The 16259-nt window shown below is 40.5% G+C and carries 10 protein-coding genes and 1 pseudogene; 7 read left to right on the forward strand and 4 right to left on the reverse strand.

What is annotated here, in order from left to right:
- Positions 1-469 precede the first annotated feature (469 nt).
- Positions 470-1715: pseudogene (locus tag MSMAS_RS06775) on the forward strand (IS110-like element ISMma5 family transposase).
- Positions 1716-1904: 189 nt separating this feature from the next.
- On the opposite strand, the gene MSMAS_RS06780 reads toward MSMAS_RS06775, so the two are convergent.
- Positions 1905-2321, reverse strand: coding sequence for a nuclear transport factor 2 family protein (locus tag MSMAS_RS06780; protein ID WP_011032005.1), 417 nt, complete (start codon positions 2319-2321; stop codon positions 1905-1907).
- A gap of 705 nt (positions 2322-3026) precedes the next feature.
- On the opposite strand from MSMAS_RS06780, the gene gatE reads away from it, so the two are divergent.
- The 4 genes from gatE to MSMAS_RS06800 all read left to right on the forward strand — a co-directional run bounded on the left by gatE (position 3027) and on the right by MSMAS_RS06800 (position 9373).
- Positions 3027-4928, forward strand: coding sequence for a Glu-tRNA(Gln) amidotransferase subunit GatE (gene gatE / locus MSMAS_RS06785; RefSeq protein WP_011032004.1), 1902 nt, complete (start codon positions 3027-3029; stop codon positions 4926-4928).
- A gap of 663 nt (positions 4929-5591) precedes the next feature.
- On the forward strand, positions 5592-5987 hold the full coding sequence (locus MSMAS_RS06790; RefSeq protein WP_011032003.1) for a response regulator: 396 nt from the start codon (positions 5592-5594) through the stop codon (positions 5985-5987).
- 475 nt (positions 5988-6462) lie between these two features.
- The gene (locus tag MSMAS_RS06795) at positions 6463-7941 is read left to right on the forward strand and encodes an aldehyde dehydrogenase family protein (RefSeq protein ID WP_015410824.1); all 1479 of its coding nucleotides are present in this window, start codon (positions 6463-6465) and stop codon (positions 7939-7941) included.
- A 22-nt stretch (positions 7942-7963) separates the two neighbouring features.
- A complete protein-coding gene (locus MSMAS_RS06800) occupies positions 7964-9373 on the forward strand; it encodes an aminotransferase class III-fold pyridoxal phosphate-dependent enzyme (protein WP_230633351.1) in 1410 nt (469 codons plus the stop codon).
- Positions 9374-9965: 592 nt separating this feature from the next.
- On the opposite strand, the gene MSMAS_RS06805 is transcribed toward MSMAS_RS06800, so the two are convergent.
- The 3 genes from MSMAS_RS06805 to MSMAS_RS06815 all read right to left on the reverse strand — a co-directional run bounded on the left by MSMAS_RS06805 (position 9966) and on the right by MSMAS_RS06815 (position 12789).
- Complete coding sequence (locus MSMAS_RS06805) at positions 9966-10478, reverse strand: hypothetical protein (RefSeq protein WP_230633352.1); 513 nt, start codon at positions 10476-10478, stop codon at positions 9966-9968.
- A 76-nt stretch (positions 10479-10554) separates the two neighbouring features.
- Complete coding sequence (locus tag MSMAS_RS06810) at positions 10555-11637, reverse strand: ankyrin repeat domain-containing protein (RefSeq protein ID WP_048046386.1); 1083 nt, start codon at positions 11635-11637, stop codon at positions 10555-10557.
- A gap of 309 nt (positions 11638-11946) precedes the next feature.
- A complete protein-coding gene (locus tag MSMAS_RS06815; protein ID WP_011031998.1) occupies positions 11947-12789 on the reverse strand; it encodes a tetratricopeptide repeat protein in 843 nt (280 codons plus the stop codon).
- A gap of 673 nt (positions 12790-13462) precedes the next feature.
- On the opposite strand from MSMAS_RS06815, the gene MSMAS_RS06825 reads away from it, so the two are divergent.
- Positions 13463-16015, forward strand: a complete 2553-nt coding sequence (locus MSMAS_RS06825; RefSeq protein ID WP_230633353.1) for a NosD domain-containing protein — start codon at positions 13463-13465, stop codon at positions 16013-16015.
- Positions 16016-16072: 57 nt separating this feature from the next.
- On the forward strand, positions 16073-16231 hold the full coding sequence (locus MSMAS_RS18130; protein WP_080503006.1) for a hypothetical protein: 159 nt from the start codon (positions 16073-16075) through the stop codon (positions 16229-16231).
- The last annotated feature ends 28 nt before the right edge of the window (positions 16232-16259 follow it).

Raw genomic sequence — 16259 nt, forward strand, 5'->3', positions numbered from 1 at the left:
AAGTTTATGTAATTTCAGTAAAATGCAGTCTCTATTCAACTGTTGTATAAAATATTCTATGAAATAATTTGAAAATCAACAATATTATCCTAAAATTTTAACAATTTTTAATCTTCTATTTTAACTCCAGACTTTTCCAATATTTTCGATCTTTTATTCTTATATAACATTCTGACTATTTCCAACTTTGTTTTTTGTTTCACTTCCTTTCATAAGCAAAATAAAAAACACACATGATATTCTTGGAATAACATGCCCAAAAAATGAAAGTCTTTTTCACTTAGCTTTTTTGATAATAGAACTCCATCATTACCTTTGGACAGGAAGGTTGTTTTTACTTTGGTTCTCCGAAGCCGTCAAAAAACTAACCATTGAATTGCCATCGAAGGCCCAGATGTGACCTTGATCACGGATGCCAAATTGCCTTTGAAGCAATTCTACTGTCCTGGAAATGATGGAGTAATGTAAATTGGACGGAGAAATAAACAAATCTTGTGGTTTAGACATTCACAAACGTTTTGTTATTGCTACTATCCTCAGTAGATCCGGTGAAAAACAACAACATCGTTTTGCCAGAGATGATGATGGGATTTTAGATCTTAAAAATTTAGTAACCTCTGAAAAATGTGATGTTGTTGCCTGTGAATCAACAAGTGATTTCTGGGTTCCGATTTATGAGGCATTGATAGATCATTTGCCTGTTATAGTTGGAAATGCTCGAGATATGAAAGCATTTACACATAAAAAAACAGATAAAATAGATTCCGAAGTAATTGCAAAACTTGCATTGAATAAGATGGTTCAACCATCAAGAGTTTTTCCGAAGAAACATAGAGAATTCAGGTCATACGTCAGGCTTCGCCTAACTCTTGTAAGAAAAAGAACGGACATTAAAAATGAAGCTCATGCAATTCTTTCCTCCGAAATGTTACATCTGGGTGATGTTCTGACTGACATTTTTGGAAAAAATGGTAGAGCAATTCTAGCAGGAATCTCTTCAGGTAAAAATATTGATCAAATTATAGAGTCGCTTTCTCCAAATGTTCGGAAAAAGAGTGTTCAGATAAGGGAAATTCTGGATAGAGAAATATCACAGAGTGCTGCAATAAGGCTTCCAGATATGTCTGAACCTTATAAAACATTTAGATGAAGAAATTGAAGTTCTTGAAAGAGAAATTTTCAATTATGCTTATCAAAAGCATAAAAGGGAAATGGAAATTTTGATGTCAGTTCCAGGTATTGGGGAGCTTGGTGCGGCAACTCTAATTGCTGAAATAGGAGATTTCAGGGATTTTCCAACGGGAGATAAACTTGCTTCATGGCTTGGAATAGTTCCTAATGTGTATCAATCTGCAGATAAATACCATAACGGAAGAATCACTAAGAGAGGATCAAAAGTAGCAAGGTGGATTCTAACTCAGATTGCTCAAGCAGCAGCAAGAAAGAAAAATAGCAGATTAAAGGAGTTTTTTAACAGGAAAAAGAAGACAATTGGATATGCTAAGGCAATTATTGCCTTAGCAAGGAAAATTGCAACAATAATATGGCATTTGATCACAAACGATGAGATGTACGAAGATGAAACAGGATACCAAAAGGGAGAAGTTAAAAAGAGAAAGATTGTTGAGGCAGACATATTCTCGGTTGATGAAAGGATAACAATAATTAGTGGAATTATCGCAATTATGGGAAAAAAGGAAGGAGAGAGTACGTGATGAGTTTTCTCATCATGGACTTTCATGCCAAATAAAGGTTAAAAATATAGGAGAAATTCAATTGCATGGAGAAGTTCAATTATATTGAGAAGTTCAATTATATTGAGAAGTTCAATTATATTGGGAATTCAATTATATTGGGAATTCAATTATATTGAGAAGTTCAATTGATCCCTGCCAGGAAAGCATTTAATCAAAAAACTGGCTCTGGTCCGGGAAAGAAAAATGTCCCTGCACTATGAGCCATCTATTTTCGCGTTTCTCAAAAACTTCTGTAATCCTTGAAGAAAATTTAGTTTTTCTCCCGTCAATCTTCGCCTTGAAAACGGCATCCATAGATGCCCATGCTACATTGCCAACCGCGGAAACTGATATCCATTTATATTCGAGACCAGGTTCTTCAATTTGAGACCAGTCGCGCTCAAACTGGGATTTAATAGCTTCAGAGCCCATACACTTTTCATCTGCACCAGTGCCGTATATAACGACATCGTCATCAGGTGCAATAAGAGACATTGCACTTTCCAGGTCGTGTTTTGCATAACTCTCGGCAAATTTTTTCAGAACATCCATGACTGCTTTTTCTGTTTCACTGTCTGCTTTCATAGCGTCTACCTCAAAATTATTAGCTAATTCTGAATAACAGTGAAAAGATTTAAAGATTCTTCTTTGTAAGATTTTAGTACATGTCTTATGTTATGTACAAATTTTAAGGCCAGGTCTTTTATTTCTCTGAAAATAAGAATATGTGGTGCAAAATTCTGCCTTTTAAGTCCAGAAACTTTCTCTGCTTAAATGTGACAGTCAATATTAACTTCTTTATTAATTTACTTTTTAGCCGTTTTTTATTTCTCTTTTAAGTTATTTTGTTAACTTCTTTTGCTAATTTCTTTTGTTATCTTCTTTTGTTATCTTCTTTTGTTATCTTCTTTTCAGTTAAATAGACCCATTAACTACTTTAATAAACCCATTAACTACTTTACTCTTATATACAGAGATACCTTTATACATTCTACCACACCTTTTACATTCAGTTTCTTGTTAATATTATTATATTGACAACTGCCAGCTCAGCACCTAATAAGAGCTAAGAAATGGACCAGGCGCAGAAAAAGGGTTAAGAGAAGAGAGAAATAGCCAGCCGATTAGCCAGCCGATGGACTTAAAAGTAAAAGGAGAGCAAAGAGAGCTAGATTTGAAGTAAAAGTTAAGGAAAGCCAGGGTAAAGCTGAGGGAAATTAAAGAAATCAATGAAAAACCAGAGAGAGTTAAAAGGATCACGGCGCTTCCTGCTTAGATTCGGGTGAAATCATGGAAAAATACGATTACAGTGAACTTGGGCTGAAAGCCGGGCTTGAAATTCACCAGCAACTGGATTCTAAAGAGAAACTTTTTTGCAGGTGTCCGACCCTTATAAGGGACATTGAGGATTCGGACTTTGAATTTTTCAGGTACCTCAGGGCTACGGAAAGTGAGATGGGAGAGAAGGACAGGGCTGCGGTGGAGCAGACCAAAATCAGAAGGAAGTATATTTACAAAGCTTATGACACTACCTGCCTTGTCGAAAACGATGAGGAACCGCCAGGGGAACTCAACAGGGAAGCTCTGGACATCTCCCTCGGGGTTGCAAAGCTTTTCAATATGAAACCCGTAGACCAGATGCATGTGATGAGAAAGATCGTGGTGGACGGGTCAAACACCAGCGGCTTTCAGAGGACTGCGTTTCTTGCGAGCGACGGAAATATTGAGACTTCGGAAGGGCGGTGCAGAATTGACAGTCTCTGTGTGGAAGAGGAAGCTGCCCAGAAAATAGAGGAAATCGGAGACTCAATCATTTATTCTCTGGACAGGCTTGGAATCCCTCTCGTTGAAATCGCCACCGCTCCCGATATTAAATCCCCAAGGCATGCACGTGAGGTTGCGGAATATATAGGAATGGTTCTCAGGTCTACAGGGAAGGTAAAAAGAGGGCTGGGCACAATCAGGCAGGATGTCAATATCTCAATTGCCAGAGGCGCAAGGGTTGAAATCAAAGGGGTTCAGGCTCTTGACCTTATAGAAGACATTGTCCGCAAGGAAGTTGAAAGGCAGTTAAACCTTCTCTTTATCAGGCAGGAACTTCTTGAAAGAAAAGCCTTTGTCTGTGAAGAAATCTATGATGCAACAGGGCTTTTTGTGGATACCAAATCCAAAGTCCTGCAGAAAGGAATAAAAAAGGGAGCGATCCTGGCTGCCCGCCTGAGGAAATTCAACGGGCTTGTGGGCAGGGAGGTCCAGCCTGGAAGAAGGCTCGGGACTGAGTTTTCGGACAGGGCAAAAACTGCAGGTGTTGGGGGAATCTTCCATACAGACGAACTTCCTAATTACGGGATAACAGAAAAGGAAGTGCAGGCTTTAAGGGACGCTATAGGTGCAAACCCGGACGATGCAATTATCATGGTTGCGGATGAGCCCGAAAAATCCAGGCTTGCAATCGAAGCGGTGATTCTCAGAGCAAAAGAAGCTATCGAGGGAATCCCCGAGGAGACCAGAAAAGCCCTGCCTGATGGAAACACTGCTTACATGCGTCCCCTGCCAGGTGCAGCAAGAATGTACCCTGAAACCGATGTTCCTCAGATAGAGATCTCGCAGGAATACTTTGATTCCATAGAAGTCCCGGAGCTCCTTACGGAAAGGGCAAAGAGGTTTGCTTCCGAAAGCGGCCTGAATAAAGAACTTGCTGAAAAGATAGCTTATTCGAAATACCTTCCTCTTTTCGAGGCTTTACTGGATACCTACAGCGATAATGAACACGTTAATTCAACACTGATTGCCAGGACACTTGTAGGAATTGTCCCTGAGATCAGAAGAAACGGGGCTGAAACTGACAACCTTACGGATGAGCACTTCAGTGGGGTTTTTGCAGCAATATCAAATCAGGAAATCGCAAAAGAAGCCATCCAGGATCTTTTGACCGCACTTGCAAAGGAGCCTGAAATAACAGTCCAGCAGGCGATTTCAAATCTCGGCCTGAGCGCCTTTGATCCCGAAGAAATCGAAAATTTCATTAAAAATATGGTCCGGGAGAAAGGAGATTTCATTAAAGAAAAAGGCCCTGCAGCCCTTGGCCCTCTTATGGGCATTGTCATGAAAGAGTTCAGAGGAAAGGTTGACGGAAAGATCCTCAGCCATATGCTGAAAAGAGAGATAGATAGCTTTATTAATCAGGGGTAATCCCTGATCTTTTTTCCCATTTTTTCCGCTATTTTTTGTTATTTTTTCTTCTATTTTTTCTGCTACTTTTTGTTATTTTTTCTTCTATTTTTTCCGCTATTTTTTGTTATTTTTTCTTCTATTTTTTCTGCTACTTTTTGTTATTTTTTCTTCTATTCTTTTTCTTCTATTTTTCCTGCAATTTCTTCCAGTTTATCTCTTTTAAGGTTAATTTTTTGTTAATTTTTCGTTCCTGTGTTTTCTTTTTAATCCTTTCGCATCTTTAATAAATTTTTTAAAAGAAAGGATGTTTTCTTTGCTGACATGCGATAAAACAGGTCTTAAAACCTGTTCACTTATTATCTATGTAAGTTAACTTTTTATATTAACTAAAAGATCTTCTTACTTATAACATAAAAATTCAGTTGATAAGTATGCTATAATGCTATTTCAAAATCATACAATATCAAAAGACTTAATTCCTTTCTTTCGGGGTTGAGCTTGCAAAAGGGGGATATGGGTATGACATACTACTTTAGCCTGGCATATTTAAGTTTCTTCTGAAACTACTAAAAATGCAACTGAACTACAAAGCTTCTTACAATAGTGGAGGAACTCGAAAGTTCCTGGTTACATAGTGTAACTATAAATTTTATCAGTCATAAACTTGCGGAGAAAACCCCCATGAAAGTATTGCTTGTAGACGACGATCCAGTATTCCTGGAGCTATCAAAGACCTTCCTGGAAGTGTTCCATGATATAAATTCTGATACCGTAGAATCTGCAGGGAAGGCTCTGGAAAAGTTAGACGAACGTTCCTATGACGTGGTAGTTTCTGATTATGACATGCCCTGTGTGGACGGCATCTCATTCCTGAAAATTATCCGCGACAAAAAAATCGATATTCCTTTTATCCTGTTTACCGGAGTTGGCAAAGAAGAAATCATGAGCCAGGCAATCGAAAACGGCGCCGATTCCTTTGTCCAGAAAAGGGGAGACCCCAAGGCTCAGTACTCCGAACTTTCCCAGCAGATCTGTAAGATCGTTAATAACAGGTCCGATGTTAAGATTATAAATTAAGTGAAATCAATAACCTTAATCAGTCAGACTATATTGCTTCAATCAAATTAATTATTTTAATCCTTCAATATTAATCCTTCAATATTAATCCTTCAATATTAATCCTTCAATGAGTTGATCCCAAAACTCAAAATTGCTCCTCACAATCTCGAATTCAGGATACTCAATCGATTTTCGAATCATGAGCTATAATTCTGAAACTTTCATTATTTGAGAATAAAATTGGTTTTGGGATAAGCTCAATATTAATCATTCATTCTCAGCTATTCTATTAATCATTTTTAATAATCATTTTTAATAGCCAATTATCATTTTTAGCCTCTCCTTTCTTTTTTTTATGGTCAGTTTAATACTTTATTCCCCAGGGCTTTAACTGAGATTACAGTCGAAAGGCCTGAAAATATTTATGTCCGACCGAAACTGTTTTCTGGATATATTTATGTGGTATTATACTCATTGTTCTTAGAGGGGTATTGTGATTCGGGAGTATAAGTTACTGATAGGTGGGGAGTCGGTAGACTCATCAACCGGAGAAACTTTTGATGACATCAATCCGGCTACTCTTGAAAACCTTGCCACGTTACAGGTCGCAGGAATCGAAGATGTGGACCGGGCAGTTGAGGCTGCAGAGGCAGGGTTCAGGGTATGGAGTGAAGTTCCGGCTCCTGGAAGGGCTGAGGTCCTTTTCAGGGCAGCGCGCATAATGCAGGAGAGAAAAGAAGGCCTTGCCAGACTCATGACAGAAGAGATGGGAAAGGTCCTGCCCGAGACCAGGGGTGATGTACAGGAAGCAATAGACATTACCATTTACGCTGCAGGGGAAGGCAGAAGGATGTTTGGGGAAACAACGACCTCAGAACTCAGGGACAAGTTCTGCATGACCGTGCTAAGGCCTGTAGGAGTTGTGGGCATGATAACACCCTGGAACTTTCCTATTGCGATTCCCAGCTGGAAGATCATGCCAGCCCTTATTGCAGGGAATGCGATCGTGTTCAAGCCTGCAAGCGATACGCCCCTGCTTACCATAAAACTTGTAGAAATCCTGATGGAGGCGGGCCTGCCTCCAGGAGTCATAAACATCGTTCCCGGACCTGGAGGAAGTACCGGAAAAGCAATAGTCCAGCACCCCCGAATAAGAGCAATTTCATTTACAGGGAGCCTTGATACCGGGAAATGGATCATGGAAGAGTGTGCAAAATCCATGAAGCGGGTCTCTTTAGAGCTGGGTGGAAAAAATCCTGTTATTGTAATGGATGATGCAAACCTTGAGCTTGCCCTTGAAGGCGTGGTCTGGGGAGCTTTCGGGACAACAGGCCAGCGCTGTACAGCTACGAGCAGGCTGATCCTTCACGAAAAAATAAAGGATGAATTCATAAAAAGGCTGCTCGCAAAAACAAAGTCTCTCAGGGTGGGAAACGGGCTCCTGCCTGAAACGGACGTGGGGCCTGTAATTAATAAAGCCCAGCTTGAGAAAATAGAAAAGTACGTCAGGATAGGAAAGGAAGAAGGTGCAGCTATCCTGGTTGGAGGGAACAGGATAGATCCGGGTCTTCCCGGTTATTTCTTCGAACCGACCATATTTACGGATGTCAGTCCTGAAATGAGGATTGCACAGGAAGAAATCTTCGGGCCCGTGCTAAGCATAATCACTGTTTCGGATTTTGACGAGGCTATTGAGGTTGCAAATAACATCAAGTACGGTCTCTCATCTGCGATTTATACTGAAAATGTTAGAACCGCTTTCAGGGCAATTGAAAAACTGGAAGCAGGAATCACATATGTTAATGCCCCTACTATAGGTGCCGAAGTCCATCTTCCTTTCGGGGGCATAAAAGGAACCGGGAACGGTTTCAGGGAAGCTGGAACAGAGGCGATTAAAGAATTCACCGAGGTAAAAGCCGTATATATAGACTACAGCGGCAGGCTGCAAAAAGCCCAGATAGATACAGAATAAAAGTGGGAAGGGGAGAGGTTTTTTGAATCAAAGGACTCCGGAAGAGCTTGAAAAATGGAAGAATACCGGCAAAACGGAAAGACCGGAAGACTCAATGAAAGAACTGGAAACAGAATTCAATTTTTTTGAACAGGAAGTCGGGCTGCTCGATACTGTCGGCCCGAAAGCCAGGGAGATAATAGGGCAGGACTGCAGCATGGTGTCTGCATGTGTGTCCCGCCCATATCCTCTGGTTGTTGACAGGGCGAAAGGTTCCGTAGTCAGGGATATTGACGGAAAAGAGTACATAGATTTTGTTGCAGGGATTGCTGTCATGAACGCGGGCTACTCAAACCCCGAGGTCCAAGCTGCAATTTCCGCACAGCTTGAAAAAATGGTCCACTGCGGATACGGGGACTTTTTTGCCGAGCCCCCCCTGAAACTTGCAAAAAAGCTGAGGGATCTTTCTGGCTACTCAAAAGTCTTTTACTGCAACAGCGGAGCTGAGTCTATAGAGGCTGCAATGAAACTTTCCCTCTGGAAAACAAAGCGCCAGAACTTTATCTCTTTTTACAATGCTTTTCACGGCCGGACACTCGGAGCCCTCTCCCTTACATGCTCTAAAGTCAGGCACAAAGAGCATTTCCCTACCATCCGTACCGTACACACTGACTATGCCTACTGCTACCGCTGTCCTCTGAACCTCGATTATCCTTCCTGCGGGATCGAATGTGCAAAGCAGATTGAAAACCTGGTTTTTCGGAGAGAGCTAAGCCCGGAAGACACTGCCGCAGTCTTTGTTGAACCGATCCAGGGAGAAGGAGGATATATAGTCCCTCCTGTAGAGTTTCATAAGGAGGTAAGGAGGATCTGTACGGATAACGATGTTCTTCTCGTGGCTGACGAAGTCCAGACGGGCTGTTTCAGGACAGGTCCTTTCCTTGCCATGGAAAATTTTGAGGTAAGGGCTGACATTACCTGCCTTGCAAAAGCCCTGGGTTCAGGTCTTCCCATAGGCGCAATGCTTGCAGACAATGAGCTCATGGACTGGCCTCCCGGAGTCCACTCAAATACCTTCGGAGGAAATCTCCTTTCCTCAGCCGCAGCCCTTGCTTCCCTTGAATTCCTGGAAAAAGAGAACACAGAAAACCATGTCCGGGAAATGGGCGCTCATATCCGGCACCGCCTCAGGGAGCTTCAGGAAAATTTCCCCTGCATAGGAGATGTCAGGGGTCTCGGACTCATGACAGGCGTGGAAATCGTAAAACCGGATAAATCCATAGACCCTGTCAGGAGGGATAAAATAATCAGGGAGGCTTTTAAGGATGGAGTCCTGCTCCTTCCCTGCGGAGACTCCGTAATCCGTTTCTCTCCTCCCCTTGTTATGACTGACGAAGAAGCCGACCTCGGGCTCGATAAATTTGAAAAGGCACTGAAAAAAGCGGTGAGATGAAGTTAAATTAGATGCAGTGAGATGAAGTTAAATAAAGATGCATCATGAAAGTGCGGTAAATGCAGTATATAATTTTTACATAACCTCATGCTGGCTACTTTATAATTCTCCATGGTCCTGATAACTTACAAGCATTTTTAAGTAATGCTTGCATATTAAATCATATGAACTATAAGAACAATGATCGGTTTGAGTACAATGGTTCAGCTTTTATTGTTTTTATAACTGTTATTGCAATAGCTGTAAGCCTTTTAGGGATAGTGGTGTCTATCAGGTAAATGTCTGTGAAATAACCAGTTTCCTGTTAACCACTGAAAACAACTATTTTATATTGATTCAACAGGACAGAGCTAAAAATCGAAAACTCAGGAAACAGATAGAAAATTAATAAAAGAGTATTAAAAAAGAGCAGTTTACTGGCCTGGTTAATAAATTATAGATTACGCTCTAATTTTTCCTTATATTATCTATTTTTTTATGCTCTCTCTTTTTCTTATATACTCCCTATTTTTGTGCTCTCTCTTTTTGTACACTCTATTTTCTTATGTGTTCTCTTTTTCTTATTCCTGCCCTTTATTTCTGTTTTTCCACTTCACTGCTCTTTTGTTTCGCTTTCAGATGGCCTGAGAGTGGTCATCCTGCTCCTGACAGGTCCCACAGGAAGGTCTGCGCAAATGGTGAGAGAATCAGTTTTATTTCCTGAAAGAGTTCTTCCTGCAAGGTCAGGCTTAATCTCAAGCCCCAACCCTACAGGAACTTCGGGGTTTTCGGCTTTAAGCCCTGTGAGAGGGCTGGAAAGAGAACAGGAGACAAGCCCGAGGGCAGAGTCCGAAACAAGCCTTGGAAGGGGTTCAGGGCTCAGGCGGGAAACCCCTGAAGAAGAAAGCCCGAGGTCTCTTTCGGGAGAGAGCCTGTTATTGAAGTCAGGTAAAATTCCCCTGAACTGGTCAAGAGAAGGGCTTGAGAAAGTAGCTGATTCGTAAACAGGAGTAAGCTGTCCGGCAGGTATTTTTTTATGGTTTTCACTGGCTGCACTGTCAGAAGTATGCGAAGCTGAAATGGAATCTCCTGGTTTGCTGCTGGTCATAGCTCTATGGATTGTCACGATGGTATATCAATTATACGAGGGCTTTCCTTCTTTTTTCATTGTAATGTGGAAGGAGATTTGCATTCAAGGCAGATCAGGAACCGGAATATGTACGGGCGCTGGTAAACAAATCAACGATTTCTTCAAAACCTACCTCTGCCGCTAGGTCCGCAGCAGTTTTGTTATTTTTGTCCTCAATATTAATATCCGCGCCTGCTTTGATGAGAAGCTCAACGATGTCCTTGCGCCCTGTCTGTGCCGAAAACATCAAAGCTGTAAGCCCGGCTTCGTCCGGAATATTGAGGCTGGCACCGCCTTCAATAAGCAGATTTACAATATCCCTGTACCCCCTATCTGCTGCATAAATCAGGGCAGTATTTCCGTTTTTATCCTGGAGGTTGAGGTCGGCGCCTGCATTGACAAGCAGTTCAACAATACCTTTATGTCCGATTTTTGTTGCAGCAACCAGAGCTGTTTTACCGCTGTTGTCCTGAATATTCAGGTCAGCACCGGCTTTAATGAGCAGTTCGGCAATGTCCCTGTGCGCTCTATCTGCAGCACAAATCAGAGCCGTTTCACCGTTTTCGTCCTGGATATTAAGATCGGTACCTGCATCAATAAGCTGATCAGCAATATTCTTGTACCCTACTTTTACCGCAAATTTCAGAGCAGTTTCGCCGTTTTCGTCCTGAAAATTGAGGTCAGCTCCATTTTTGACGAGCAAATCAATAATGTCACCCCGTTCTATTTTAGCTGCAGAGATTAAAGCGGTATTGCCGTTTTCGTCCTGAAGATCAAGATTGGGACCGCTTTCAATAAGCAGTCCTATGACATCCCTGTATCCCTTATCAGCTGCAGAAATCAGAGCAGTCTTGCCGTACGCATCCTGATAATTAACGTCAACTTTATTGCTTCTCAAAAGTTTCTCCACGTTTTCTGTCTGCCCCTGTTTGGAAGCCTCTAAAAAGCTCTGATTTTTATCTCTGCCAAATAAATTAGATATAAAATCCATCAGTATTTTCTCCTCAAACCTCTCATATTTTACCGTCTGCAGGAATGCAGTTATCCCTGCGCCTTTAATTGAAACATATAAATTTTTAATTGAAACACGTAAATTTTTAATTGAATCATGTAAATTTTTAATTGAAACCTGTAAGTAAAAGAATACCGTATTCATTACAAGGTATCACAAAATGTATCTAACTATATGTCCGCCTGGTTTATGAATTTGTTTTCTGGAACTGGATATAAATACAGTAATAATTACAGTAATAATAAGAGTCAACGATATCAAATCCAGCCTGCGGTACAGCGATTTTGCACAGGGAAGTTCCAGAAAACAATATTAATTAGTTTGTGAAAGGCAATATTAGTATGCGACAAGGCAAGTATAAATAAATAGCCTTGAAAGCCACATTAAATCGTTTTCGTTAAAGGCATGGAACCAGACTTTAAAAGGGCCTGTTGCATTCATTCTTTTTAATAATTACCCGTTAATTTTCATTTCACAAAACTCTTTTCCTTTCATGGCAGCTTCATTTCCAGGGCTGAGTTTCAGGGCATGTACATAGCACTTGAAAGCCTCTCCGTATTCGGAAAATTCACAGAGAAGGTCTCCTCCGGCGAGAAGGGAATTCAGGTGGTCAGGGTCGCTTTCAAGAGCCATTTTACAGGCTTCAAGGGCTTTTTCCTTTTCCCCCAGTTCCAGAAACACGTTTCCTTTCCAGTACCAGGTCTCAGCATTGTCAGGTCTCATAATGGGGGCTTTATTTCTGGAGAAGAAACTAAACCTTGGAAGTTTGCATGCCCAATCCGAAGCCTGTCTGGGTTCGGTTTCCAGGGCTCTGTCGAAGGTCTCCAGGGCTTTTTCTGGAAGACCCATCTTTGCATAAACTATTCCTTTACTTGTCAGGATTTTAGGAGATCCGGGATCAAGAGAGAGAGCCTTTTCAAAAGACTCCAGGGCTTCTTCATTCCTGCCCAGGGCAGAGAGCACAAAACCTCTGTTTGACCATTCTATGGGGCTGTCAGGTTTAATTTCAAGAAAGGAATCAATGATGTCCAGAGCCTCCTGATACCTTTCGAGCTTAAAAAGAGACATTCCGCAAAAGGACCTGGCTTCCTGTGCCTTTTCGCAAAATTCCTTTCCTCTGTCCTCCTTTCCTTTTTCAAAAAGAATATCTGCCATTTTTTTCCATGCTTTTTCCGCCTCCCAATAAGCAGCAAGAGCTTCTTCATAGCTTCCCATCTGGAAAAAAATCCTGGCTTTCTTAGAGTTCTCCTCTGCCAGTCTATCAAAGTCTCTGAGCGAGTTCGCCATTTTTGCCATTTTTTTGCCTCATGTTACAGCTGTAAGAAATATTAAAATTCGAGTTTTCAGAATGAGAATTGCCATCATGCGCATTCTGAAGTGGTTTAGTTAAATCGAATTTTAATCTGAAAAATTATCATGATAAAGGAATGATATTTTGTAATATATAATGTTTTAAATTTATCCCGAAGCACTTCCCTAATAGTAATATAGTAAAATAGTGAAAAATGAATAATAATAGTAGTAATGGTAATAATAATAGTAATAATAATAGTGATAATAGTTATAATAGTAATAATATCAAGATACAAACGGAAGTCCAGAGTTATATGTATCAACTTGATACGTATTATGCTGATGGCATTCTTCTTTTCTATTGCTTCGATTCCAACGCTTCTCATATAGCCAGAATCATCATAGCTCCACTATTATGCCTTCTTTTGAAATACCTTTATATTTCTACATAGCTCGTTTCAATTCATCCTTTATTTCTGAAAATAATTAATCAAAAATAACTATGGAAATTAAAATATATTATATTTAATTAATAAGATTTATATTAATATTAATAAGGGATTATCTTATAATAGAATGGGGGAAATAAATGAGGAAAATACTAATTTTTTTAATAGTTCTAATTTTTATTTTTATAATATCTATTTCAGCTACTTCATCAGCAAAGGAAATTACAGTGGATGATGGTTCTGGAGCTGATTTCAGATCAATTCAGGAAGCTGTGAATAATTCTGTACCAGGGGACACAATAATCGTGATGCCTGGAATTTATACTGAAAACGTTCTTGTCAATATAACCGGGCTAACTATCAAGTCAGAATCAAACAATGGTGATGCGCAGGTAAAACCGCTAAATGAAAGTGTAAGTACCTTTCTGATAACAGCTAATAGCACAACGATCAGTGGTTTAAATATAACAGGAGCCAGTAAGATGAATCATAAAAATGCAATCTTTGCTTATAGCAAGAGGAATAATGTAACAGGTAATACTATTGAAAACGGTTCTATTTTTCTGGGATCCTACATGCCAAGCAATTTAAAAATCATCTTTCATGGCGATATGAATAATGTGACAGGTAATATCATTGAAAACGGTTCTATTTTTCTGGGATCCGAGATTTCAGGCAATCTAATAGCCGAAAATAAAATTTCTAACGGCGAAGGTGTGCATATTTCCTGCTGTGGAGGAAATAATACAGTATCAGGTAATACGATCTCAAATTGTTCCACTGGCATCTCCGAAGGGGATCAGGGAGCAGATATTCGTAATAACAGGATTACTGACTGCGATTGTGGGATTTGGCTTTCGATGTCAAGTTCAGGAATTGAAAATAATACAATATTAAACTGTGATGTAGGGATTATTTTAGGTGACGCTTGTACTGTTGACATAATCAACAATACAATAACATCCTGTACAGAATGTGGGATTTTTAATAGGGGAAATTATGACCGTAGAAGAATCTACAATAATTATTTTAACAATAGTCTAAACGTAAAGTTTGGACCTGGCGAAGGGGGAAATATCTGGAACAGTTCACTTGCTTCAGGCAGTAACATTGCCGATGGCCCTTACATTGGAGGAAACTTCTGGGCAAAGCCAGATGGGACCGGATTCTCCCAGATCTGCGTGGATCTGGATAGGAATGGGATCGGAGACCTGCCTTATAATATCTATGAGAATGAATTTGACTATTTGCCTCTTGTATCTATGTCCAGTCTGCAAAATTCAGTTACTCCAACTGCTAACTTTACAGCCAGCGTCACTAATGGTCCTGCACCCCTTGTTGTCAAGTTTTCAGACCTTTCGAAAAACGCAGTTTTGTGGAACTGGGACTTTGATAATGATGGTATATCAGATTCCACAGAACAAAATCCTGTACATGTGTACAGAGCTCAAGGAAATTATACAGTTAATTTGACAGCTAGCAATGGATTCAATACTAATTCCAAACTTGCAAACATAAGCGTTGAAAAAAGGGTTTCATCCACGTGGCCGTTTATATACATTATAGGTGGAACTGTCTCTGTAATTGACACAGCCACAGGATTAGTTATAACCAAAGTAAAAGTAGGACGTTCAATGCCTGAAGGAGTTGCAGTCACGCCAGATGGAAAAAAGGCATATGTACCTGACCGTTGGGGTGTTAATGTATCCGTAGTTGATACTGCAACAAATACTGTTATAGACACTGTGAAAGTAGGATCTGATCCCTATGGAGTTGCAATCAGTCCTGATGGAAAAAAGGTATATGTGGCTAACAGTGGCAGCAATAATATTTCTATAATTAACACCGACGCAAACACTGTTACAGCTACTGTGCCTGTTGGAATTAGCCCTACTGGAGTTGCTGTCGCACCGGATGGATCAAAGGTGTATGTGGCGAATTCAGGCAGTTATCCAAGCTACGAGGGTACTGTTTCTGTAATTGATACAGCTACTAGCATGGTCACAGCTACGGTACATGTAGGAAATCATCCTTCTAGAGTTGCAGTAACCCCGGATGGAAAAAAGGTATATGTGGCAAACTGGGGTCATTATGTCTCTGTAGTTGATACAGCTACAAATACTGTTACAGCTACGGTGGATGTAGATAATTCTCCTGATGAAATTGTTGTCAATCCTACAGGAACAAAGGTATATGTGGCAGGAATGAAGAAGGGATATGCTGCTGGCACAGACGATGGTTTCGTCTCTGCAATTGGTACCTCAAACAATACTATTATAGCTACAATGTATATTGTAGGAGGCAGTCCTATAGGACTTGCAGTAACCCCAGATGGAAAAACGGTGTATGTGGCAAACAGCAACATTTCTGGTAACAGTACTCTCTCTGTAATTGACACCTCAAACGATACTGTCTCAGCAACAGTGAATATCGAGACTCCTGGGGGACTTGCAATCATCCCGGATCCGGAATCAGTATTTCCGGTAGCTAATTTCAGCAGCAATGTCAGTGAGGGTTTTACACCTCTCTCAGTTCAGTTTACCGACAGCTCCGAAAACACAACGGGGTGGAACTGGAACTTTGGTGATGGAGCTGCTTCAAAAGAACAGAATCCAGCTCACACTTATTTATCACCAGGAAACTATACAGCTTGTCTGATAGTAAACAACCCGGATGGTACAGATTCGAAGTTTACTACAATAACTGTGCTGGAAAGTAGTTCTGGCGATGATAGTCAGTCCAGTGGAGGAAGCAGCAAGGGCGGCAGCAGCGGTGGTTGAGGCGGATCCCCTGTACCTGCAAAAAACGTTGAGGTCAAGGAACTTTTTCAGGTCTTCATTACAAACGGAAACCCTGTAAAGTTTAATTTCCCAAAGAACGCCAATGCTATTGTTTATTTGAGTTTTGATTCAAGAAGACCGCTGGCAAGACAACAACCATTTTTGAGAAATGCTAAAAAACAAATCCACGCTTACCCCGGATTCACTCGAAGGTAAGTCGGTCATTTTCAAAAATTGAATTGTA

This window comes from Methanosarcina mazei S-6, assembly GCF_000970205.1.
In the GTDB taxonomy this organism is placed as follows: domain Archaea; phylum Halobacteriota; class Methanosarcinia; order Methanosarcinales; family Methanosarcinaceae; genus Methanosarcina; species Methanosarcina mazei.